The organism is Ensifer sp. ENS03, assembly GCF_014852035.1.
Classification (GTDB): domain Bacteria; phylum Pseudomonadota; class Alphaproteobacteria; order Rhizobiales; family Rhizobiaceae; genus Ensifer; species Ensifer adhaerens.
This window is the reverse complement of record NZ_JACVAV010000001.1, coordinates 924,780-945,341: the sequence shown is the minus strand read 5'-3', so window position 1 is coordinate 945,341 and position 20,562 is coordinate 924,780. Positions and strand designations below refer to the sequence as shown.

General features: G+C 60.3%; 26 protein-coding genes and 1 tRNA gene. 21 read left to right on the top strand and 6 right to left on the bottom strand.

Annotation, left to right across the window (positions count from 1 at the left end; translation table 11 throughout):
- Window positions 1-600, top strand: a complete 600-nt coding sequence (locus IB263_RS04580; RefSeq protein ID WP_192437745.1) for a phage tail assembly chaperone — start codon at window positions 1-3, stop codon at window positions 598-600.
- The gene (locus IB263_RS04575) at window positions 597-950 is read left to right on the top strand and encodes an HNH endonuclease (protein WP_192437743.1); all 354 of its coding nucleotides are present in this window, start codon (window positions 597-599) and stop codon (window positions 948-950) included. Before IB263_RS04580 ends, IB263_RS04575 begins: the two co-directional genes overlap by 4 nt.
- Window positions 951-988: 38 nt before the next feature.
- Here the strand turns inward: IB263_RS04575 and IB263_RS04570 are convergent, their stop codons facing one another.
- Window positions 989-1,438, bottom strand: coding sequence for a hypothetical protein (locus tag IB263_RS04570; RefSeq protein WP_192437741.1), 450 nt, complete (start codon window positions 1,436-1,438; stop codon window positions 989-991).
- A gap of 164 nt (window positions 1,439-1,602) precedes the next feature.
- Here IB263_RS04570 and IB263_RS04565 point away from each other — a divergent pair, with 164 nt between their 5' ends.
- Genes IB263_RS04565 through IB263_RS04540 form a run of 6 tightly spaced genes read left to right on the top strand, consistent with a single transcriptional unit; the run spans window position 1,603 to window position 5,083 of the window.
- Window positions 1,603-1,905: a head-tail connector protein gene (locus IB263_RS04565; RefSeq protein ID WP_192437739.1), complete on the top strand. Its 303-nt coding sequence runs from the start codon at window positions 1,603-1,605 to the stop codon at window positions 1,903-1,905.
- Window positions 1,895-2,320, top strand: a complete 426-nt coding sequence (locus IB263_RS04560) for an HK97-gp10 family putative phage morphogenesis protein (protein ID WP_192437736.1) — start codon at window positions 1,895-1,897, stop codon at window positions 2,318-2,320. The genes IB263_RS04565 and IB263_RS04560 overlap by 11 nt, the downstream gene beginning before the upstream one ends.
- Complete coding sequence (locus IB263_RS04555) at window positions 2,313-2,729, top strand: DUF3168 domain-containing protein (RefSeq protein WP_192437734.1); 417 nt, start codon at window positions 2,313-2,315, stop codon at window positions 2,727-2,729. The genes IB263_RS04560 and IB263_RS04555 overlap by 8 nt, the downstream gene beginning before the upstream one ends.
- A complete protein-coding gene (locus tag IB263_RS04550; protein WP_192437732.1) occupies window positions 2,729-3,046 on the top strand; it encodes a phage head closure protein in 318 nt (105 codons plus the stop codon). The genes IB263_RS04555 and IB263_RS04550 overlap by 1 nt, the downstream gene beginning before the upstream one ends.
- Window positions 3,046-3,450: a phage terminase small subunit P27 family gene (locus IB263_RS04545; RefSeq protein ID WP_192437730.1), complete on the top strand. Its 405-nt coding sequence runs from the start codon at window positions 3,046-3,048 to the stop codon at window positions 3,448-3,450. The genes IB263_RS04550 and IB263_RS04545 overlap by 1 nt, the downstream gene beginning before the upstream one ends.
- On the top strand, window positions 3,443-5,083 hold the full coding sequence (locus IB263_RS04540; protein WP_192437728.1) for a terminase large subunit: 1,641 nt from the start codon (window positions 3,443-3,445) through the stop codon (window positions 5,081-5,083). Before IB263_RS04545 ends, IB263_RS04540 begins: the two co-directional genes overlap by 8 nt.
- Before the next feature lie 33 nt (window positions 5,084-5,116).
- Here the strand turns inward: IB263_RS04540 and IB263_RS34025 are convergent, their stop codons facing one another.
- Window positions 5,117-5,497, bottom strand: a complete 381-nt coding sequence (locus tag IB263_RS34025; protein WP_246810952.1) for a hypothetical protein — start codon at window positions 5,495-5,497, stop codon at window positions 5,117-5,119.
- Between the two features lie 135 nt (window positions 5,498-5,632).
- Here IB263_RS34025 and IB263_RS04535 point away from each other — a divergent pair, with 135 nt between their 5' ends.
- The 6 genes from IB263_RS04535 to IB263_RS04510 all read left to right on the top strand — a co-directional run bounded on the left by IB263_RS04535 (window position 5,633) and on the right by IB263_RS04510 (window position 11,383).
- Window positions 5,633-7,834: a D-alanyl-D-alanine carboxypeptidase family protein gene (locus tag IB263_RS04535; RefSeq protein WP_246810951.1), complete on the top strand. Its 2,202-nt coding sequence runs from the start codon at window positions 5,633-5,635 to the stop codon at window positions 7,832-7,834.
- 637 nt (window positions 7,835-8,471) lie between these two features.
- Window positions 8,472-9,053: a hypothetical protein gene (locus IB263_RS04530; protein WP_192437724.1), complete on the top strand. Its 582-nt coding sequence runs from the start codon at window positions 8,472-8,474 to the stop codon at window positions 9,051-9,053.
- Window positions 9,054-9,198: 145 nt separating this feature from the next.
- Entirely contained in the window at window positions 9,199-9,390 is a 192-nt protein-coding gene (locus IB263_RS04525) for a hypothetical protein (RefSeq protein ID WP_192437722.1), read from the top strand.
- A 65-nt stretch (window positions 9,391-9,455) separates the two neighbouring features.
- On the top strand, window positions 9,456-9,971 hold the full coding sequence (locus IB263_RS04520; protein WP_192437720.1) for a hypothetical protein: 516 nt from the start codon (window positions 9,456-9,458) through the stop codon (window positions 9,969-9,971).
- An 83-nt stretch (window positions 9,972-10,054) separates the two neighbouring features.
- A complete protein-coding gene (locus tag IB263_RS04515; protein ID WP_192437718.1) occupies window positions 10,055-10,456 on the top strand; it encodes a hypothetical protein in 402 nt (133 codons plus the stop codon).
- A gap of 270 nt (window positions 10,457-10,726) precedes the next feature.
- Window positions 10,727-11,383, top strand: coding sequence for a hypothetical protein (locus IB263_RS04510; RefSeq protein WP_192437716.1), 657 nt, complete (start codon window positions 10,727-10,729; stop codon window positions 11,381-11,383).
- Between the two features lie 110 nt (window positions 11,384-11,493).
- Here the strand turns inward: IB263_RS04510 and IB263_RS04505 are convergent, their stop codons facing one another.
- Window positions 11,494-11,895 (bottom strand): hypothetical protein, encoded by a 402-nt coding sequence (locus IB263_RS04505; protein WP_192437715.1) that lies wholly within the window; start codon window positions 11,893-11,895, stop codon window positions 11,494-11,496.
- Between the two features lie 178 nt (window positions 11,896-12,073).
- Here IB263_RS04505 and IB263_RS34640 point away from each other — a divergent pair, with 178 nt between their 5' ends.
- The gene (locus IB263_RS34640; protein WP_371814038.1) at window positions 12,074-12,481 is read left to right on the top strand and encodes a Rap1a/Tai family immunity protein; all 408 of its coding nucleotides are present in this window, start codon (window positions 12,074-12,076) and stop codon (window positions 12,479-12,481) included.
- 571 nt (window positions 12,482-13,052) lie between these two features.
- Here the strand turns inward: IB263_RS34640 and IB263_RS04500 are convergent.
- Window positions 13,053-13,127, bottom strand: a tRNA-Gln gene (locus IB263_RS04500).
- 203 nt (window positions 13,128-13,330) lie between these two features.
- On the opposite strand from IB263_RS04500, the gene IB263_RS04495 reads away from it, so the two are divergent.
- From IB263_RS04495 to IB263_RS04480, 4 genes are read left to right on the top strand one after another with little or no spacing between them, the layout of a single operon-like run.
- Complete coding sequence (locus tag IB263_RS04495; protein WP_089045186.1) at window positions 13,331-13,627, top strand: cupin domain-containing protein; 297 nt, start codon at window positions 13,331-13,333, stop codon at window positions 13,625-13,627.
- 17 nt (window positions 13,628-13,644) lie between these two features.
- Window positions 13,645-14,568, top strand: coding sequence for an MBL fold metallo-hydrolase (locus tag IB263_RS04490; RefSeq protein ID WP_192437713.1), 924 nt, complete (start codon window positions 13,645-13,647; stop codon window positions 14,566-14,568).
- Between the two features lie 2 nt (window positions 14,569-14,570).
- Window positions 14,571-15,023, top strand: a complete 453-nt coding sequence (locus IB263_RS04485; protein ID WP_192437711.1) for a thiol-disulfide oxidoreductase DCC family protein — start codon at window positions 14,571-14,573, stop codon at window positions 15,021-15,023.
- Window positions 15,020-15,631 (top strand): DUF4166 domain-containing protein, encoded by a 612-nt coding sequence (locus IB263_RS04480; protein ID WP_113504601.1) that lies wholly within the window; start codon window positions 15,020-15,022, stop codon window positions 15,629-15,631. The genes IB263_RS04485 and IB263_RS04480 overlap by 4 nt, the downstream gene beginning before the upstream one ends.
- 25 nt (window positions 15,632-15,656) lie before the next feature.
- On the opposite strand, the gene IB263_RS04475 is transcribed toward IB263_RS04480, so the two are convergent.
- Entirely contained in the window at window positions 15,657-16,565 is a 909-nt protein-coding gene (locus IB263_RS04475; RefSeq protein WP_089045182.1) for a DUF1499 domain-containing protein, read from the bottom strand.
- Between the two features lie 267 nt (window positions 16,566-16,832).
- Here IB263_RS04475 and IB263_RS04470 point away from each other — a divergent pair, with 267 nt between their 5' ends.
- Together IB263_RS04470 and IB263_RS04465 are read left to right on the top strand one after the other, a co-directional pair.
- Entirely contained in the window at window positions 16,833-17,216 is a 384-nt protein-coding gene (locus IB263_RS04470; protein ID WP_089045181.1) for a hypothetical protein, read from the top strand.
- A 350-nt stretch (window positions 17,217-17,566) separates the two neighbouring features.
- On the top strand, window positions 17,567-17,839 hold the full coding sequence (locus IB263_RS04465) for a hypothetical protein (RefSeq protein WP_034801317.1): 273 nt from the start codon (window positions 17,567-17,569) through the stop codon (window positions 17,837-17,839).
- Between the two features lie 49 nt (window positions 17,840-17,888).
- On the opposite strand, the gene ppdK is transcribed toward IB263_RS04465, so the two are convergent.
- On the bottom strand, window positions 17,889-20,555 hold the full coding sequence (gene ppdK, locus IB263_RS04460; RefSeq protein ID WP_192437709.1) for a pyruvate, phosphate dikinase: 2,667 nt from the start codon (window positions 20,553-20,555) through the stop codon (window positions 17,889-17,891).
- Window positions 20,556-20,562: the final 7 nt, after the last annotated feature.

Sequence of the window (20,562 nt, the reverse complement as noted above, 5' to 3'; positions counted from 1 at the left end):
ATGACCTACCAGCGGCCCGCATACGAACAGGTGACGATTGCGCACGGTGGCAACACCGTGACGCTTCGCCCGTCTTTGCGGGCCGCTGCAACCCTTGTTGAACGCCACGGTTTCCCGACGCTGTTCCGGGCGCTCGACGATCTCAACCTGGCCATCATTTCCGAAATCATCCTGACCGCAGCCACCAGCCGGCAGGATGCAGCGGCCTTTCTGTCATTCCCTGCAGGAAGGCCGCTTTTCCCATTCTTCCTCGCCGTGCGCCAGCCGCTCGCCGAACTCGTTTCTATGTTCAAGTGCGCGCCCGATCCGAAGGCAAAGCCCTCGACCGGCACGGGCAAGCTCATTGTGTGGTCCGATGAATATCGGGGCCTTTATCGGGCGGCGACCGGCGCACTCGGCTGGACTCCGGAAGCAGCGTGGAACGCCACGCCGACCGAAATCAACGAAGCTTGTATTGGAAGGTTCGGCACTGGCGATGACACCGTGAACGCCCCCGACCCCGAACAGGCCGCGCGGAACGTCGCCACTGGCCTTGAACCTGAATTTGACCGCAATGCCCTCGAAGCACTTAGGGGCAGCATCAAGAGGGCGGGCCGATGAGCAAACCGCCTCGCATCTGTTCTTGCGGCAATGTTGTGCCGCACGGCGAGCTTTGCGCTTGCCAGCAGAACGCACGCCGTGAGCGCAACGCACGCCACGACGCACGCCGGCCTTCCGCCCGTGCACGCGGCTATAACCATGAATGGCGCAAGGCCCGGCTCGAATACCTGGCTATGCACCCGCATTGTCGCGAGTGCAGCAAGAGCAGCATCGCACGCCTTGCTACCGTCGTGGACCACATCATGCCGCACCGTGGCGACAAGCGCCTATTCTGGCACCGGGCAAACTGGCAGCCCCTTTGCGCACCCTGCCACAACTCAATCAAGCAGCGGCAGGAGCGCAGTAAGTGATGTCAAATCAATCGCAAGAGCTGTCGCTTCAAACCAGTTCAAGACCTTGGAATATGCCGAAGATGGGGCCATTTTCGGCTCGCCGTATGGATCGCAAACCAATATTCCCCGCGCCGGAACTCCTTGAGCATATCTTCATCGAAGCGTGCAGTGCCAACCCATCGTTGTCCTGGCTGCAGTTCATATGGAAGTGCGTCCCTCGCATTCTGACCGCGAATGCTTGGATCTTCGCACCCATGAACTTTTGCCGGTCGCCCCATCAGTCGGTCAATGGTGGTCCGATAGCGATGAAGTTCGATGCGATCGATACTGACAACAACTCCGCCTGTATTGACGATGCTGACGAGAAGCAACGGGCCATCGTGAACAGGCAGCCCGTCGCGAATAATCCCTCGGCCAAATACCTCAAAGGAAAGCTTGGCTTTAGGCCCCCGCAATTGCAGGTAACCAAAGGCCGCTCCGAGTGCAGTGACAACAACACCGCTCACCGCCCAAAACTCACTCCCACTCACAATCAGCCCTCTTCACCAGCACAACTCCGAAGTTGTGCATGCCGTAGCGGGGTAGTCGTGAATTTTTCGTTCAATCAGGGGACCGGCGCGGGGAGCACCGCGCAAGAGAGCCCGAATATAACTTTTTCAGAAAGTGCAGCATGACCGCAGTAAGTCTTGAACTCGCCAAGGCTCATATGAAGGTGGATGGAACCGCCGAAGATGAGCTTGTTGCGCTCTATATCGAGGCCGCAGAAACGTGGTGCGGCAACTACATCGGCAAGCCGATTGTGGATCTCAATCCGGTTCCGGCAGACGTAAAACTCGCCATTTTGCGGCTTGTTTCCTTCTATTTTGAGTGCCGAAACATCGCCACGTTTGGCCTTTCCATGCAGCTTGCGCCGCAGAACGTTGCCTCGATCCTCGATAGCTACCGCGAAAAGTGGTTCACAGATGGCGAGTAAGGACGGCCTCGACGAACTCATGAAGGCGTTCGACCGGGCGAAGCAGGCCCCGCGCCAACAGATCACGAAGGCGCTGATGACTTCGGCGCAGGAACTCGCCGACGCTCAGAGGCACCTTGCGCCTGAAGATACCGGCGCGCTCAAGGATAGCATCGCCGTCACCGGCCCCGGCCAATCAACGCCCGCTTACTCGCAGCCGGGCGGTTCCCGCGTGGCTGGCGAACATGAAGTGATCGTAACCGCTGGCAACAGTGACGCCCGTTACCCGCACCTTGTCGAATACGGGACCAGCAAGACCGAAGCGCAGCCCTTCTTTTGGCCGGCCCTTCGCCTTCTCCGCAAGCAGCTTCAGCAACGAATTGACCGCACCGGGCGAAAGGCCGTGCGAGACGCATGGAACGGAAAGAATGATTGAACCGACCCTTACCCTTCAGACCGCTATCCGCACTGCGCTTGTGAACGCGCCGGGCGTCGTCTCGCTTGTCCCGGCTGACCATATCCGCGCCGGCAGCACCCGGCCCGATAAGACGCCGTGCATCATCATGGGCGACGGCAGCACGTCCTTGCACGGCCACGACTATACCAGCCAGCGCACGGCATGGGTTTATTTGGATCTCCATATCTGGACGCTCGACGCCGGGCAGGACGCAGCGAAGGAAATCGCCGGCACGGTCATGGCCGCTCTCGACAAGCGCAGCTTGCCTATCGAAGGCGGCTATTGCGATCACTTCCGCGTCTCGGCATCCCGGTTCCCGCGTGACCCCGACCCGGCCTATGGGCACGGCGTCCTTTCCGTTGAAGCCCTCATTCGGTGGATCATCTGATGATCAACATCGGGAACATGGATCGCCGCATCACCATCCAGCGCGAGACCGAGACCGTGAAGCCATCCGGCAGCGTCGTGAAGGTATGGACGCCGGTTGCAACCGTATGGGCCGAAGTGCTTCAGCAGACGGCGAGCGAATTCTTCACCGGCTACGGCGAGGCGGAGACCGGCACCGTGATTTTCCGTGTCCGGTATCGCCCTGGCATTACGACCGCCGACCGCGTGACCTATGCCGGCGCGGCCTACGGCATCAAGGAAATCAAGGAACTCGGCAGGCGAGACGCCCTCGAACTTCGTGGCGAGGCCCTGAAGTAGTGACCCACCTTCGCGGCGTGAAGCCGCCCGTTTCCCGCGACAGCAACGCATTGACGAAGGCACCGGCAGCGCCGAAGCACCTTTCGCCGTATGCGCGCGCCGAATGGAAGCGGATCATGCCCGGCCTCATTGAACGCGGTATCGTCACCCGTGGCGATCTCGGCGGGGTGGAAGACTATTGCCGCGCCCGTGGCCTTGTCCGTGAGATTGAGGACGCCCTTCGCGCGTCTGGCGATATCGATCTGAAGCTTTGCCGGGCTCAGGATAAGGCGATGCAGACGGCCCGGCAGCTTGCCGCAGAATACGGCCTGTCACCGGTTTCGCGCGCACGCGTTGGCAGCGCTGCAACCGACGATGACGAAGATAACCCTATGATGATCGGCAGGAACCGCGCCAATGGCTAAGAGCGCGTTCCCGCACTGGATTGATGACGGCTCGCCAATCCCCGATCCATTCGGATACGGGCAGGAAGCAGTTGACTTCATCCGGGCGCTGAAGCACCCGGCCAGTGTCGCGCCGAAGGGCCGTTTCCAGCTCTACGACTTTCAGGAGCGTATGACACGCCGCATCTACGGTCCGCGCAACCCGGACGGAAGCCGCATCGTGCGCACCGTCTTCCTCATGCTTCCCCGCGGCAACCGCAAGACCAGCATCGCCGCGGCGTGGGCGCTTCTCCATACCATCGGCCCGGAAGCTCGCCCGGCTGGACAGGCGATCTTCGCAGCATCCGACCGCGAACAGGCTGGCATCGGTTTCAAGGAAGCCGCGAACATCGTGCGCGAGGATCGCCGCCTTGTGGCTGCAACCCGCATCTATGACGCCCACAACAGCGCGAAGAAGATCATTTCACGCCCGAACAAGGCCGAATTGTTGGCCGTATCGAGCGATGGCGCGGCGCAGCACGGCAAGACGCCTTCCTTTGTGCTTGTCGATGAAATCCACGCTTGGAAGGGCCGCGATCTTTGGGAAGCGCTGAAGTCTGGCATGGCGAAAGTGCCTGACACGCTGATGATCATCGCCACGACCGCAGGCCGTGGACAGGAAAACATCGGCTTCGAGCTTTACGACTACGCCCGGAAGGTGGCGACCGGCGAAATCGATGATCCGGCTTTTCTGCCGATTATTTTCGAAGCCGAACCCGGCGACGACTGGCGCAACGAAGGCGTTTGGCACAAGGTCAATCCCGGCCTTGCGCACGGCTTCCCCGATCTCGGCGGTTTGCGCACGATGGCACGCGAGGCCGAGCACCGGCCCGCCGAACGGTTCGCGTTCCAGCAGTTCCATCTAAACATCTGGCAGGCCGCTTCCCGCGATCCGCTGTTTGATATGGCCGTATATGACGCCGGGCTCGATCCGAGCTTTGATCTTTCTGATCTTGAAAGTCTGCCGTGCTGGCTCGGCGTAGACTTGTCACGCTCCGGTGACTTGACCGCTATCGTCGGCGCGTGGCGTCACGATGACGGGCGCATCACTGTGCACCCGTGGTTCTACCTGCCGTCCGAAGGGCTAGACGACAAGGCGAAGGTTGAACAGGTTCCCTATCCCCGTTGGCGCGACGATGGCCTTTTAAACGTGATCGACGGCCCCGTGATCGAACCGGACGTGATCGCCGACCGCATCATTGACCTTTGCGGCACCCACGACGTGCAGGAAGTCGTCTTCGACCCGTCGCTCGCCGGCCCGCTCATGTCGAAGCTTATGGACCACGACATTAGTGTGCTTCAGCTTCCGCAGACGGCGAAGCACATGCACGGCCCGATTTGCGACCTTGAGCGCGTGGTGAATGGCCGGCGCATCCGGCACGGCGCGCACCCGATCCTTCGCAATCACTTCGAAAGCGTCGTCGTGAAGCGGGCGACCAGCGCCAGCGAACTAACCACGATGCACAAGGGCACCCGCCACAGCAATCATATCGACGGCGCTATCGCGTCCGCGCTGGCCGTCTTCCGGGCCGCTGCCAACGATAATCAGCGCTCTATCCACGATATCACTCCCGAAGAATACGACCGGCTTCGCGAAGAAGCCGAAGCCGCATAAGGATACTCTGTAATGGATGAAGGCCAGCGCCTTTTAGTCAGCTTTGAAGCCCGCTTGAACAAGTATGAGCGCGACGTTGAGCGCGGCAAGAACCGAAGCCGCGCCAATTTCCGTGCAATGCAGAAGGATGCTGAAACTGCCGGTTCCGGCATCGAAAAGGCTATGGGCGGCGCGTTGAAGAGCCTTGGCGCGTTTGGCAAGGGCTTGGCCGGTGGCGCTCTCGGCGCGCTCGCCGTTGGTGGCCTTGATCAGATTATCGGTCGCGTCGGCGAGCTTACGAAGGGTATCGCAAACATCGGTAATGAGGCCCGCCGTGCCGGTCTCGGCAACAAGGCGTTTCAAGAGCTTTCCTATGTCGCCGAACAGAGCCGCGTCCCTATCGACGCGCTTGTTGACGGCTTCAAGGAACTGCATATCCGGGCCGACGAATTCTACAACGATGGAACCGGCGCGGGCGCTGACGCTTTCCGCCGCCTTGGTTATTCCGCCGACGAACTGAAGCGAAAGCTCGCCGACCCTTCGACGCTGCTTGTCGAAATCCTCGACCGTATGCGCGGCCTCGACACCGTTGCGCAGAAGCGTCTCTTTGAAGACATCTTCGGTGGCGAAGGCGGCGAGCAGTTTGTGCAGCTTCTCAATCAGGGCGCGGACGGTATCCGCCGCACGATCAAGGAAGCCAACGACCTCGGCCTTGTCCTTGACGATGCTGTGATTCAGCGTGCCGACGAAATCGACCGCAAGTTTTCCAAGATCACCGGCACCGTTGGCACCGCCTTGAAGAAGGCCGTGGTCGATGTTGTCGGCGCCATGGATGACTGGCTTGACCGAATGAACCGCCTCGAGGAACAGACGACGCGGAATATTCAGTCTCAGCTTCTCGGCACCTATGACAAGCTTCGCGAAGCGAAAGACCTTCTGTCCGACCTTCAGCTTGATAAGGGCGTCAACCCTGACGACCCGACCATTGATCTTAACATCGATCGTCAGAAGCAGCTTATCGAGGAATTGACCGGCGAGGCCATGAAGCTTCGCGATATCCTCGACCGGCGCAACGGCTACGATGAAAACTTCATCTACAAGACCGGCGAGGACGCCAAGGCCACGAAGCCGCCCCTCGACAATCTGAATTCTGCCCTGTCCGGCACCGGCACCGCAGCGAATGACGCATTGAAGGGCATTAACAGCTATGCCGATGCAATTCGGGCGCTGAAGGAAGAAGTGCCAGAACTGGCCGCATCTTTGCGCGACCTCGACACTAAGAGCCGCATTGACGCCGTTTACCGGCAGGCGCTTGCGCGTGCGCAGGGACAGCGGGAAATCGCCCTGGCTAACGAAGTGCGCGGCAAGGCGCTTCAGGCGCACAACATCAAAAGCGCGACCGACGACCCTTCCGGCTACCTCTCCAACATGCTGGCATCCGGCAAGGCGAAGGATCACGTTGAAGGGCTGGCCGATGCGTTCGGGCAGAAGCTGGCGAAGATGCTGGCTTCCATGCCCGACGACCTGAAGGGCAGCGTCACAATCAACAGCGGCTATCGTTCTGTCCAACGCCAAGAGGAGCTTTGGCTTCAGGCTTTGCAGAAGTATGGATCGCCGGAAGCCGCCCGCAAGTGGGTGGCACCGCCCGGCAACAGCCAGCACAACAAGGGCAATGCTGCCGACCTCGGCTATGGTTCCGACCGGGCGCGCGAGTGGGTGCACCAGAACGCCGGCAACTTCGGCCTCACGTTCCCGCTTTCCAACGAGAATTGGCACGTAGAGGACGCCGACGCTCGCAGCAAGAACACAGCTGCCGAAATCGATAAGCTGACGCAAGCAGCTACCCGGCAGGCTGACGCCTATAGCCAGATCACTGCCAGCGCCCGCGAATACACGGCAGCGCAGGGCACCGAACAGCAGGCGCTCGGCATGACCATGCAGCAGGCGCAGGCGCTCCGCTATGAGCAGGAAATGCTCAATCAGGCGCAGCGCCAAGGCATCACGCTCACGCCGCAGCAGCGGCAGGAAATCGCCAGCCTCGCGCAGGGCATGGCCGCAGCCGAAGGCAGCGTTGAACAGTTTCGCACGAAGCAGGAGGAGGCGCAGGAAACCGCCCGCTTCTTCGGCCAGTCCATGACCGACGCACTCACTGGCGTCCTCGACGGCACCATGACCGCCGAACAGGCGTTGCAACAGCTTTTGAAGACCTTGCTTCGCGCAACGATGCAAGCCCTGCTTATGGGCGAAGGCCCGCTTGCGAACCTGTTTGGCGGGGAACCGAAGAAGAACAAGAAGGGCGGAGGCGTGGGCTTCGGTGGCTTGCTCGGCTCGCTGCTTGGTGGCCTGTTCGGCTTCGCTGAAGGTGGTCATGTGCGCGGCCCTGGCACTGGCACCAGCGACAGCATTCCGGCACGGCTCTCCAATGGTGAGTTTGTCGTGAACGCCAAAGCCACGAAATCTAATCGGTCGCTCTTGGAAGCAGTTAACGCCGGCAGGGAATTGAAGCTGGCCGCAGGCGGCTATGTCGGCAGCGCGCCGGCCCTTCGCGCGCCCGATCTGAAGCCCGCCAACAGCAACACCGCGCCGGCACAGACTATTAGTATCTCTGCGCCCGTTACCGTGAACGCCAGCGGGGGAACGCCGCAACAGAACGCCGACCTTGCAAAGCAGATCAGCTCGCAGATCGAGGGCACGATGCGCGGCGTGGTGATCGATGAGTTGAGCCGCCAAATGCGCCCAGGCAATCTATTAGGGGGTGGAAAGGGCCGCTAACGCCAGACGCCGGAAGCCATCTCTGACTTCCGGCGCTCGCAATCAACTTCGCATCGTTTTCCAACGGCGGCATAATCGCCGCTATCGAATGCACATATTCTCCCATCCAACTGCCGAATCGTCAATAACGTAAAGTATAAATTCGCTGTTTAGTCTCCATCTCCAATATGCTTGTTAGACAAAATATGCATATTGAGAGATTCTATTTGCCTTGTTACAATGGGTAACGATCAAAAAATAAAGGGCCGGTCAGCTTTTCGACTGATGACCAGACCCTTAAAGGCGTTGAATGGATATATATTACCATCGCTCTCGCGAAGGTCAAGAATCTTGCGCGAATTTTATTGGCCAAATCGAGGCGGATAGCGTTTGCAAAAACGTGAGTTTTGCAACATTTCCGTCGTGCGAAAACCGCGCTCAAGCCGTTGTAGGGCAAGGCGTTGCGGCTGTTTCGGGTGATGAAGGTGTAGTTATATACGACACCCCCATCACCGCAGCCCCACCATCACCCTCTAAACCCGCATACCTTCCTCTTGTCACCGAGCGTCGAGCCAAGACACCCAAGCCTAGAGGCCGTCACGCTCGCAAGCCTCAGCCGGTCACAAGAGCATGGTCGCGCCTGTCACCGACTGAAAAGTTGGAAGCTACCTTTGATCGAGCGTTCCAGCGTGAGGCCATTGCCTTCAGCTTGAACTTCAGCGGCAAGAAGATCGCCAAGCTTGAGGCTTCCGCCGATCCGGCGCGCGACCTGTCTTGTGCCACCAACCGCGTTGCCAAGGACGTTCTCGGCTTCGCGTTGCCGTTGGCCTTCTCTTTCGAGTTTTCGGACGACGACCGCCTTCATTGTCACGGCGTGGCAATCCTGCCCGATTGGGAAGCCGAGACTGTGAACCGTTTCCGGCAAGTCCTGAAGCGTGCGGGCGGCATGATGCACGGCCTTGGCGCTGGCCGGCAGGTTGACGTGAAGGTGCTCACCGATTTGAAGGGCTGGAACGGCTACCGGATGAAAGACCGTGATCGGACCATCGCCCGGCTTGGCACATCGAAGGTCGATTACACCTCGAATGCTCTGAAGCAGGTTGCGCGGGAAGATCACGACGCCGACCTTGCCCGGCAGAAGATCCACAGAAAGACTCACAGCAAGCCTGGGAGCGCGAAGAAGCCTTCGCGAGTCTCACCCACTCGCCAGCAGCAGGAGTGCGCCAGCGGCCTTCTATGAGTCAAAGCGAGGATCTAGCCCCAGTCAATCAATATTGACTTACTAATTATCTGATTTTGTTTACGAATTGTAAATTTCTCTATTTACATTCGATTGCGATTACGGATACATGTCACCTGTAACCGCAACCAAAAAGGAAATTCCAATGAACAAGGAAACCGCTGAAATCTACGTCCCGGATGATCTCTATGAGGCTCTCGTCAGCCGGCTTGTTGATGTTGTCCCGCTCCTCGGCAGTCGCGACGATCTCGTGCTTCGCCTGGGAGAAGTCGCGAGGATTTGGCCGGAACGAGTGCAAACCTCCGATAGTCCGCAGGAATTTCTACACGCCGCGTGATTCCGCGCTTGCATTCCTAGTTACAGTTACCTAGTAACCGTAACTGCGGATAAGGAGACTATTCGATGGTTTTGACAAGCGCTGAAAAGGTTCGACGGTTCCGTGAACGCCAGAAGCAAGAAGAGAAGCAAGCTCTTCGGCGCAGCGAGGATACTAAGCACTGGTATCTGAGGCGTGGTTTTTCGGAATACGCCGATCACTCTGGCGAGCGTATTGACTACGAGATGGCGCTAGACGTTGCCGGCATTGAGGCTGACGCCTTCTATGACGAAGCTGACCCAAAGTCAGCGACTGGCGATATCGAACCCTCGACCTATGAAAACATCACTGGGGCAATCGGCAGGGCCGAATTGACCATTGGAATGCTTCTGGAAGCTGCCACGACGCTGGCCGGCATGGTCAATGACTTCAAGGTTCAGGAAATCAGCGCCCGGATCGCGGAACTCGAGGCGTCCGACCTCACCGACCCGGAAGCACGCAAACAGGCGTTGGCGGATATCGTCAGGCTTACGAAATACCGCGACCAGCTTTCTAAGCAGGTCCGGTGGACCGTCCCGCAATGGAAGGTCAAGGGCGAGTAGCCCGAAGGGGAACGGGAAGCGCGGCCTAGGAAACTTCGCTTCACCGTCCCTCAGTCTCAGCGTCATCAACCAAAGGAGATCAAATGACGTCTGCAAATAACACGCCGGGCACGGAAGTCGCAACGGCAGAACAGCCCGCGCCGCGTATGGCTTTGAGCGAGCTTGGCGAGCATTTGCGCAATCAGCACCGGCAGTCGCCGGTCTGGCGCGAGCTTGTTGAAATGAGCCGCCGTCACCACGAGGCAGAAGTGCAGGCCTTCCGCGCCGTCACGCGCGGAATCATCGAAGGCTTTAGGCAGCAGATGGCATCTGCCCTCAAGCTGGACCTGCACGCTCTCGTGCAAATTCCCGACGATGTGCTCGACAAGCTTCATGCGGCCAGTCAGACGGCGAAGGCTCTTGAAGGTGTTCCCGGCACGAAGATCAATTTCATCTTCACGAGTGAGGTGACGGTCAACGGCGTTCGAGTGCCGGACGAGGAATAGCGCCTGCGCCGCCCTGGCTCAAAATGATAAAGCCCGCCGATCATCTCGGCGGGCTTTGTTTCTGCTCCGGCACGTGCTGGCTAGCGTGCGGGTCAAATTCCTAAGCCACGCAGTAGAGAGATGGTCGGTGTTCGCGCACCGATTACCACTCATGCTCAAAGGTATTGCAGAGGGAGACGTTGTTCAAGTAGCTGCAAGTGTCGGTCGAGGCTCAATTTCAAATTGAATATCAAGCGGAAGCTGATAGAGGCAGGAGAACTGTCATATTTGATGAGCTTCGAGATGGTGCCGGAATTCCCTAAGAGGATTGCCCGCGTCGGCGCGGTCCTAACGTTGCTTGGATCGGTGGTTTGGATTCAGTGGCCCATCGATTTCGCGAAGTTCAACGCCGCTGCAATGATCCTGCTTATTGGATCCCTTATGGCATGGGTGAGCATTGAACTCGCTGATTCTGGGAACAACAGTTCCAACGACAACATTATGTCTGATGATGTAGATAAGCTAAACTCGATCCTAAAAATTATCGATAAAAGGCAATATTACGTCCTAAAGAACAGATTTATTGAAACCTATATGAATGCCGACGACTATGACGGGCTACGCGATCTAATAAGCTATAAAGAGGACGACATATTCACGTTTCACAACAAGAATATACAGTCGTTATATGAGAAGTTCTCCGCCGATGCGCGAGACTTTTACTCTGGATACTTTGAAATATATTCGTATGACGGCCCGGACCGCTGCACTTGGCGACCGCCGGGCGGCGGATATGTAGACGATGAAACCTACAAAAGGATAAGGGCGAAGATCGCGGTATTGGACATAAAGGCATCAAAGCTCGCTGGGCTATGGGAGGAGCTTATCAACGTGGCGCGCCAAGAATTGAAGGGCGCTTCGAAGGCGATTGAACGCTACGAGATGTGAGAGCGTCGGTCTAGAATGCCGACCTGAAGAACGAAGCCCGCCGATCATCTCGGCGGGCTTGCATTTGTCAGTCAACATTAAACTACGTGAATGTGACTATTGAGCAGCCTCTAAAGGTTCTTCAAATTTTCAAGTTCTGAGAACGGATGATACTTCATCCCCGCCAGATAGCAGCCCGGCGCATCTTGCCGGATGCCGACAGGCTTGTCATTGACGACGCGGATGGACCAAGCCGAACGACCAGCATAACCGCCCATTCGGTTCTTTGAATTGAACTTTACACACACTGCCTGAACCTTTTTATCCGGCGAGGCGTCGACAACGCTGGATATCTCGGCATCTCGGATGGAGTAAGGATCAACGAGGTAGTCACGGGCAGCGCCGACGATGGCGGACTTAAGCCCGGCGGAAGGTGCCCGCTGCGAAGCTTCGACTCGTGCGATTTCCTGACTCGATACGCAGCCGGACAACGCCAGTCCAGCGACGGCGAGCATTAGCAGTTTGTTCTTCATGAGATTCTTCGTGTGCGGGTTACTGACGCGCAAACCGTAGTTGTGAGCGAATCGCGCCGCAAGTATGTTGCTGGCGTCACCCACAACCCCGTTCGCGGACAGTAAGAACCGGCGAGGTATATGGTGGCGATGGTCAGTAGCGTGCAGGGACCGCTACGCGCCCTAAAGTGGAGGTTTCATGCGGCTAGTTTTTCTCGCTTCACTCATTGTTTGTATCCCTATCGCTGACGCTATGGCGGAGAGTTCCATTACGGCCAAAGCCATGAGGACATTTTGCGAGACAGACAATGCGTTCATTACAGGCTACATCGCCGGTTGGATGGACAAACGAGATAAGGACCACAAGCATTTGTATATCAACTCGATCACCAGGGCCGACGATAATCAGCGGAAGCTCCTTGGAGGATTAGCTGAAGATGTTGGAGAGCGTTTCTGTCTCCCTGCCGGCGTGACGTTTGGGACGATTCAGAGCGCTGTCTGTGGCACGCTCCAAACGCAAAAAACACTTACAGACACGACCCCAGGAGATACCGTCGTGGGATATTCTCTTCGTGTTACATGGCCTTGCAACGACGAGGACGAGTAGAAGCCCAGATGGTCTCAGGCTACGGCCAAACGCCGCCCAATCCTTCAGAGCACCTGCAACTAGTTGCGGGCGCTCTTTGGCTCATGATCGCCGTGGGCGCGCTTCCGGCGCTCGGTGCATTTGGATGGGTATTCCCCTAATCCGCGATTGACTCCACCGGTTCTGAGAACAAAATAGGAACAAATTCCTTTCTGTTCTCAGGGCCACTCGCCATGAAACACCGTCGCAGTATCGACCTCACAGCGCCCTTCGCGCCAGCGACCTATCAAGAGCACGACCCGGCGCAATACCACACCGTCAAAGGTCTAAAGGATGGGAAGTGCTCGGCGCAAAGTGCGGTAAGTGTGGCCGCGTCTCATGGTTGGATAAGCGAGCTATCGAACGCAAATGGGGGAATCAATACCTCTTGAACCTTCGCCACAAGCTCAGGTGCTCCTGCGGGAACCGGGAAGGTAATACGGTTTTGATCGGGACTTACCCCGACGATCCGGAATTATGCACCGGAAAAGTGTTCCGGTTTCGTATTTTCTAATATTCGTTAACTGATTAATTTTATTGAATAATATGATGATGGCTGGGGCGCCAGGATTCGAACCTGGGAATGCCGGTACCAAAAACCGGTGCCTTACCGCTTGGCGACGCCCCAACGGATTGACGGGACAATACGTCCGCCAAATCGAGCGCCTGATTATCAAAGCTCGCCGCCCGTCACAATCACTAAGTTGGCACTAAGTTGAATTTTCGGCGGATTTGTTGGCGACGACGCCGAAGGGCGCGCGCCGTGGGTACCGGATGTACCCTTCCCTTCGCTGACCGCACCTCCTATTGTCCCGGCAGATGGAGAATTTCATGAGCCAGTTTCGCGCCCGCCCCCCTGCCGTTCCAACCGTACTCGTCGACGACACGGTCGTCAGGATCACCCGTTGGGATTTCGAGCCCGGCGCCGACACCGGTCACCATGTGCACGGGCTCGGCTATGTGGTGGTGCCGATGACCGACTGCCAGTTCCTGCTCGAGGAAGAGGCGGGCAGCCGGCGGGTCGATATCGCCAAGGGTGCCGCCTACCGCCGTGAGGCGGGCATGGCTCACAACGTCGTCAATGCCGGCAACGAGCCGATGTCGTTCATCGAGATCGAATACAAGTGAAATCCAGGAAGAGACGCATGCAGGGCCCGGACTTCGATCTCGATTTCAAGCCGGCCCATGGCGAGGCCGTGACGGTTGCGGACGATGTGCAGCGCATCACGGTCAACAATCCCGGCCCTTTCACCTTTCACGGAACCAACTGCTATATCGTCGGAAGACGTTCCGTTGCCGTCATCGATCCCGGTCCCGATGACGAGGCGCATTTCCAGGCGCTGATGGCGGCGCTCGCCGGCCGCGAGGTCACCCATATCGCCGTCAGCCACACGCATCGCGACCACTCGCCGCTGGCGCGACGGCTGAAGGCTGCCACCGGTGCGGTGGTCGTCGGCGAAGGCCCGCATCGCTCCGCCCGTCCCTTGCATGCGGGCGAGAGCAATCCTTTCGCCGAGAGTTCCGACATGGAGTTCGTCCCCGATCTCGGGCTTGCCGACGGCGGGCGCATCGAGGGCGACGGCTGGAGCCTGACGGGGCTTGCCACGCCCGGCCATACGGCCAACCACATGGCCTTCGCGCTCGATGGCACCGGCATTCTCTTTTCCGCCGACCACGTCATGGCCTGGGCGACGACGATCGTCGCGCCGCCCGATGGCGCCATGGCCGATTACATGGCCTCGCTCGAAAAGCTGCTTTCCCGCGACGAGCATCTCTACCTGCCCGGCCATGGCGGACCTGTGATCGAGCCTGCCTCCTTCCTTCGCGGCCTGCGCGCCCACCGCAAGATGCGCGAGCGTGCCGTGCTCGAACGCATCCGCGCCGGCGACAGCCATATCCCTGACATGGTCAAGGTCATCTATGCGTCCACCGACGTGCGGCTGCATGGGGCGGCGGCACTTTCGGTGCTCGCCCATCTCGAAGACCTGATCGAACAGGGACGGATCGAAACCGATGGCCCGCCCTCGCTTCTCGGCGCCTACCGGCTGGCGCCCGGCGGAGCGGGCTGATCATGCGGCGCGAGGCCTACAGCTATCGCAATGATGCTTCGGTGCCCGCCTTTGCCGACGACAAGCCGGTGATCGTCTTCGACGGCGAATGCATCTTTTGTTCCGGCTGGGTGCGCTTTCTGCTTCGCCACGACCGACGGGCGCAATATCGCTATTTGACAGCACAGTCGCCGCTTGGCCAGGCGCTCTACCGGCACTACGGGCTCGATACCGTCCATTTCGAGAGCAACATGCTGATCGAGGACGGCATCGCCCGCGTCAAATCCGACGGATCGATCCGCACGCTTGCGCGGCTGGGTCTGCCGTGGTCGCTCGCCAACATCTGCCGGATCCTGCCCGCTGTCCTTCGCGATCCGCTCTATGATCTCGTGGCGAGAAACCGCTACCGCATCGCCGGCCGCCGCCAGAGCTGCATGGTGCCGACGCCTGAGGAGCGTGGGCGCTTCATCGCATGACGATGGAAGACATGGTCCAAAAACAGAGCCTTTACCGCCAGATCCTCGGCCGGCAATGGAACCACCTGCCCGCGTCGATCCGCGCCCTGCACCACCTGTCAGAGGGGCATGCCACCTTTCGCGGACGTGCGGTCATCGAGCGCGGCAGCTCGATAGGGGCTCGGCTCGTCGCCTCCATGCTCGGCTTTCCCGGTGCAGGCGCTGACGTCCCTGTTGAAATCCACTTCGCATGCAGCAATGGTCGGGAAGTCTGGACTCGACGCTTCGGTGGGAAAGTCCTGCGCAGCTCGCAACGGAAGGCCGAGAGGCGGAACGAACCACTGCTCGCGGAAGATTTCGGACCGTTCCGTGTCCTGTGCGCGCTTGAGCCCGCCGAAAACCGCCTGCATCTCTCGGTTCGCGCCTGGTCCTTTCTTGGCCTTCCGCTTCCTTTACTGCTTGCGCCGGGTGGCCGGACGTTCGAGGAGGATCGTGACGGCCTGTTTCATTTCCACGTGGAGGTCGCAAGCCCGTTGACCGGCCTGATCGTGCGTTATCGCGGCTGGCTACGGCCAGCGGGCGAGCCGACAGCCGACTTGGGCCGTCGCAAAGCCCTCGTAGACGAATGACGTTTTCTGGCGGGCACTCCGCCGATCAGTCGCCGGCAATGCCCAACAGCTCGGCATCGAGCGCCCGCAGGAATTGATCGGCGAAGGCGGCGCCCATGCCGAGATCATGAGGCCCGTAACGCGAGGCGACGCGCAGGTCGACGAAGGTGGTCTCCGCCTCTTCGCGCAGCCGGATCAATACATCGAAACGAAAACCCGCGATCAGCGTGCGCCACTCGCCCTGTAGCACGACATCGCTGGCGCGGCGCCCTGCAATCGCGCCTTCGAGAGCCATCTCCGGGCGCGCCGCCGGAACGGGTACATTTTCCGGTTCGGCGTTCGTATCCGCGCCCGCATTCGGCCGTACTGCCAGATCCTCCAGATCGGCGCGGGCGTTCTCGACACCAAGTTCTTCGGTGATGCCGACGCGGCTCTGTTCGATGACGTTGCGCACCCCCTGATAGACGCGGTCGAGTGCGCCATCGTAGCGCCGGCCGGTCAGAGCCGGATAGGCGAGGATCTGCGCTTCACGGTCCTGAGGCGTTACCGCCGCCTTGCGCTTCAGCCAGCTCTCTTCCGCCTGCGGCACCTTGAGCCACGGCGGCGGCGTCACCGTATCCGTGCTGACGTCGTAGATCTCGGGGCGGGTGAGATATTGGACGACGCCATAGCCGATAAAGCCGAGCGTCGGCGCGGCGTAGACAAGCGCCGCAGCAGACGCCAGGCCGCCAATCGCCGCAACCTGCCACAAGCGCGCCAACCCGACGACGGCAAACAGCACGCCCAACAGGGCAAAGACGCCGGCGAGGCCGACAAGGGCGAGGAAATGCGGTGTCGTCAGCGGACCGAAGCGGTGCGCCAGCAGCGAGAGCGCAAAGAGCAGGAACGAGACACGGGCGAAGCGGCGCGCCCAGTGGGCGGCAAAGGAATAGGGGCGCTCGTACCGGACCATCATATAGTTGAATCAATTCCCTGCCGCGAAACAGACCGCATTCTTAGACCATGCCCCGTGCCGAGGGAACAGGCAATGCGGCAGTCCGCCACCGCGCTCCGGGCCTGCCTTACAGTTCGCCGCAAAATCGCCATTCTCGTTAACCACCTATCAACACATGGGAATGTGCCCGCGCGCCCGGGATTCAAAGGGCACGCGGAGTTTCAATCGGAGGCAACGGCCAGCGCGCAACATCTAACGAGGGCGCTCGGCAATCGACGGAGAACCGACATGGGCGCATCGCAAGCAGCCGTGGCCATCGCCACCCCCTCTGCCTTACCGGCCGGAGACGGCGGCATCCCCATGGGGCTCCTTGAGCTCGAACTCTCCCTCGATGGTTTCTCCGGCAACAATGCCGATTTCACCAGCTTCGTCCGCACGGTTGCTGACAACGTCGGCGGTGAGTTTCTGTTTGCCCTGCCCGCTTCTGATCTGATCGAAGACTGCCGCAGCATTGCCGTGCTCCGTCTGCCTGATGCCGGAGGCGACGCTTCGATCCTGTTTGCCTGCCTCGACGAACAAGGCCGAGCCGTCCGTATCGAACATCCGAGCGACACCACGCGCGACCTCGAGCGCTTCGCCGAATCCTTTGTCGGCGTGCTCGAACGCATGTAGCACTGCAGGCCTCTCACAGGGACAACTCCAACCACATCCCTGGGCGAGGCAGCAAGCGACGGTGAATGCGTTTTGGCAGCGGATTACGCGCAATCGGACCATCGCGCAGGGTTCACACCCCGCCCCCCTCCGGAACAGGCTCACACACACGTCAACGACGGGTGTGAGGTGCCCTCGCCTACAACCGCGACATGGCACAGAATTGGCATCGTTCGTTTCGATTCTCGATACAAGTCCCTATATTGATTGTGATTCGAGGCGTTGAGTGGTGTGCCGCTCGATTGCTCACGGCGAGACGCAGACCGGTACGGCCTCACACGACCCGGTTGCGCCCAGGAGGCGCGAGAACCATGATGAAACGACTGTCCATCCTTATCGCAGCCGCGCTTCTCTTGACGGCATGCCAGACGATGACGCCGGAGGAACGGCGCATCGCCGACGGCAACACCTGCGCGTCCTACGGCTTCCGCCGCGGCACCGATGCGTTTGCCACCTGCCTGCAGCGGATCGAGCTCGACCGCCGCGCCGAATCGCGCGCATTCCGCTACCAGAACGACATGATGATGTGGGGCTGGGACCGGCCGGTCATCGTCTCACGACCGGTGATCGTCCAGGCCAGGTAAAGCGGATCATGCCGAGCCAACGCCGCTTGGGCGGCGTTGGCGATAGACGTTACCGCTTGCCGTTGATCGCGGCCTGGGCCGCGGCGAGCCGGGCGATCGGCACGCGGAAGGGTGAACAGGAGACGTAGTCGAGGCCGGCGTCCTCGCAGAAGCGGATCGAGGCCGGATCCCCGCCGTGTTCGCCGCAGATACCGAGTTTCAGACCGTTCTTGGTGCGACGACCACGCTCGGCTGCGATCTGGATCAGTTCGCCGACGCCGTCGAAATCGAGCGAGACGAAGGGGTCCTGCTCGATGATGCCCTTCTGCTGGTAGGTCGCCAGGAACTGCGAGGCGTCGTCGCGCGAGATGCCGAAAGTCGTCTGCGTCAGGTCGTTGGTGCCGAAGGAGAAGAAGTCGGCCGCTTCGGCAATCACACCGGCGCGCAGGGCTGCACGCGGCAATTCGATCATGGTACCGACGAGATAGTCGATGTCGATACCCGCCTCACCGATCACCTCCTTGGCGACCGCATCGATGCGCGCCTTGACGTAATCGAGCTCTGCCTTGAGGCCGACAAGCGGCACCATGATTTCGGGAACGACGGCCGCTCCGGTCTCGTGCGCCGCTTCAACGGCGGCTTCGAAGATGGCACGCGCCTGCATCTCGGCGATCTCCGGATAGGAGATGGCCAGCCGGCAACCACGGTGGCCGAGCATCGGATTGAATTCGTGCAGTTCGTCGACGCGCTGGCGCAGTTCCGACGGATCGAGCGAGAGCGCGCCGGCAACGTCGGCGATCTCCTCGTCGGTCTTCGGCAGGAACTCGTGCAGAGGCGGGTCGAGCAGGCGGATCGTTACAGGAAGGCCGTGCATGATCGAGAACAGCTCGGCGAAATCCGAGCGCTGCATCGGCAGAAGCTTGGCGAGCGCCGAACGGCGACCTTCTTCGTCGTCGGCGAGGATCATTTCGCGCATGACATTGATGCGGTCGTCCTCGAAGAACATGTGTTCCGTGCGGCAGAGGCCGATGCCCTCCGCACCGAAGGAGCGCGCGGCGCGTGCGTCCGCCGGCGTTTCGGCGTTGGTCCTGACGGTCATCCGGCGGGTGGCGTCCGCCCAGGCCATGATCTTGCCGAAGTCCCCGGAAAGTTCCGGTTGCAGCATGGCGATCGCGCCCTTCAGCACCTGGCCGGACGAGCCGTCGATGGTGATGACGTCGCCCTTCCTGAGCGTCACGCCTCCGGCGGTCAGCGTTTCGTTGCGAAGGTCGACACGAATGCTGCCGGCGCCGGAAACGCAAGGGGTACCCATGCCGCGGGCAACCACGGCGGCGTGGCTGGTCATGCCGCCGCGGGTCGTCAGAATGCCTTCGGCGGCATGCATGCCGTGGATATCTTCAGGGCTGGTCTCGACGCGGACGAGGATGACCTTGCGGCCTTCCTTGTCGGCCTGCACCGCTTCCTCCGAGGTAAAGACGATCTCGCCCGTCGCAGCCCCCGGCGAGGCCGGAAGGCCCGAGCCGATGATGTCGCGGCGCGCATGTGGATCGATCGTCGGGTGCAGCAGCTGGTCGAGCGAGGCGGGATCGATGCGGGCAACGGCCTCCTGTTCGGAGATCAGCCCCTCCTCCGCCATATCGACCGCGACCTTCAGCGCCGCCTTGGCGGTGCGCTTGCCGGAGCGCGTCTGCAGCATCCAGAGCGTGCCGCGCTCGATGGTGAATTCCAGATCCTGCATATCGCGATAGTGGCGTTCGAGCGTATCGCAGATCGAGCGAAACTCGGCGAAGGCTTCCGGCATCAGCTTTTCGAGCGAGGGCTTGTCGGAGCCGGAGCCAAGGCGCGCCGCTTCGGTAATGTTCTGCGGCGTGCGGATGCCGGCAACGACGTCCTCGCCCTGTGCATTGACCAGAAACTCGCCGTAAAGCTCGTTCTCGCCGGTCGAGGGGTTGCGGGTGAAGGCAACGCCAGTCGCCGACGAATTGCCGAGATTGCCGAAGACCATCGCCTGGACGTTAACGGCGGTGCCCCAGGCGGCGGGGATGGCGTGCAGGTGGCGATAGGTGATCGCCCGCGGGTTCATCCAGCTCGAAAACACGGCGCCGATCGCGCCCCAGAGCTGCACTTCCGGATCCTGCGGAAAGGGTTCGCCCAGCGCTTCCTCGATCGCTTCCTTGTAACGGGCAATGACGCTCTGCCACTCCACCGCCGAAAGCTCGGTATCCTGCTCATGGCCGAGGCGCGCCTTCTCGTCCTCGAGGATTTCCTCAAAGACGTCGTGGTCGACGCCCATGACGACGTCGCCATACATCTGGATGAAGCGACGATAGCTGTCCCAGGCAAAACGGGCATCACCGGCGTCATGGCCAAGCGCATGTACCGACTGATCGTTGAGACCGAGGTTGAGAACCGTGTCCATCATGCCGGGCATGGACGCGCGCGCGCCTGAGCGAACCGAAAGCAGCAGCGGACGGGAGGTGTCGCCGAAGACGCGGCCGGTCACCTCTTCCATCCGGCTGATCCCCTCGCGCACCTGGTCGCGCAGGCCATCCGGCATCTGCCTGTCATTGTCGAAGAAGCTGTTGCAGGCATCGGTGATGATCGTCAGGCCCGGCGGAACCGGCAGGCCGAGGTTGCACATCTCGGCAAGGTTGGCGCCCTTGCCACCCAAGCGCTCACGATCACCCGCACGTCCCTCGGCCTTGCCCCCACCGAAGGTGTAAACCCATTTCGTCATGCCTGCT

Excerpts from the sequence above, each read along its gene's own strand:
- IB263_RS04560 (WP_192437736.1), top strand. The coding sequence starts at position 1,895 with ATGGCGAGTAAGGACGGCCTCGACGAACTCATGAAGGCGTTCGACCGG.
- IB263_RS04565 (WP_192437739.1), top strand. The coding sequence starts at position 1,603 with ATGACCGCAGTAAGTCTTGAACTCGCCAAGGCTCATATGAAGGTGGAT.
- IB263_RS04465 (WP_034801317.1), top strand. The coding sequence starts at position 17,567 with ATGATGAAACGACTGTCCATCCTTATCGCAGCCGCGCTTCTCTTGACG.
- IB263_RS04495 (WP_089045186.1), top strand. The coding sequence starts at position 13,331 with ATGAGCCAGTTTCGCGCCCGCCCCCCTGCCGTTCCAACCGTACTCGTC.
- IB263_RS04515 (WP_192437718.1), top strand. The coding sequence starts at position 10,055 with ATGACGTCTGCAAATAACACGCCGGGCACGGAAGTCGCAACGGCAGAA.
- IB263_RS04505 (WP_192437715.1), bottom strand. The coding sequence starts at position 11,895 with ATGAAGAACAAACTGCTAATGCTCGCCGTCGCTGGACTGGCGTTGTCC.
- IB263_RS04485 (WP_192437711.1), top strand. The coding sequence starts at position 14,571 with ATGCGGCGCGAGGCCTACAGCTATCGCAATGATGCTTCGGTGCCCGCC.
- IB263_RS04520 (WP_192437720.1), top strand. The coding sequence starts at position 9,456 with ATGGTTTTGACAAGCGCTGAAAAGGTTCGACGGTTCCGTGAACGCCAG.
- IB263_RS04480 (WP_113504601.1), top strand. The coding sequence starts at position 15,020 with ATGACGATGGAAGACATGGTCCAAAAACAGAGCCTTTACCGCCAGATC.
- IB263_RS04540 (WP_192437728.1), top strand. The coding sequence starts at position 3,443 with ATGGCTAAGAGCGCGTTCCCGCACTGGATTGATGACGGCTCGCCAATC.
- IB263_RS04475 (WP_089045182.1), bottom strand. The coding sequence starts at position 16,565 with ATGATGGTCCGGTACGAGCGCCCCTATTCCTTTGCCGCCCACTGGGCG.
- IB263_RS04575 (WP_192437743.1), top strand. The coding sequence starts at position 597 with ATGAGCAAACCGCCTCGCATCTGTTCTTGCGGCAATGTTGTGCCGCAC.
- IB263_RS34025 (WP_246810952.1), bottom strand. The coding sequence starts at position 5,497 with ATGCAGTTCCTTGAAGCCGTCAACAAGCGCGTCGATAGGGACGCGGCT.
- IB263_RS34640 (WP_371814038.1), top strand. The coding sequence starts at position 12,074 with ATGCGGCTAGTTTTTCTCGCTTCACTCATTGTTTGTATCCCTATCGCT.
- IB263_RS04550 (WP_192437732.1), top strand. The coding sequence starts at position 2,729 with ATGATCAACATCGGGAACATGGATCGCCGCATCACCATCCAGCGCGAG.
- IB263_RS04535 (WP_246810951.1), top strand. The coding sequence starts at position 5,633 with ATGCGCGGCCTCGACACCGTTGCGCAGAAGCGTCTCTTTGAAGACATC.
- IB263_RS04555 (WP_192437734.1), top strand. The coding sequence starts at position 2,313 with ATGATTGAACCGACCCTTACCCTTCAGACCGCTATCCGCACTGCGCTT.
- ppdK (WP_192437709.1), bottom strand. The coding sequence starts at position 20,555 with ATGACGAAATGGGTTTACACCTTCGGTGGGGGCAAGGCCGAGGGACGT.
- IB263_RS04510 (WP_192437716.1), top strand. The coding sequence starts at position 10,727 with ATGAGCTTCGAGATGGTGCCGGAATTCCCTAAGAGGATTGCCCGCGTC.
- IB263_RS04470 (WP_089045181.1), top strand. The coding sequence starts at position 16,833 with ATGGGCGCATCGCAAGCAGCCGTGGCCATCGCCACCCCCTCTGCCTTA.
- IB263_RS04580 (WP_192437745.1), top strand. The coding sequence starts at position 1 with ATGACCTACCAGCGGCCCGCATACGAACAGGTGACGATTGCGCACGGT.
- IB263_RS04525 (WP_192437722.1), top strand. The coding sequence starts at position 9,199 with ATGAACAAGGAAACCGCTGAAATCTACGTCCCGGATGATCTCTATGAG.
- IB263_RS04490 (WP_192437713.1), top strand. The coding sequence starts at position 13,645 with ATGCAGGGCCCGGACTTCGATCTCGATTTCAAGCCGGCCCATGGCGAG.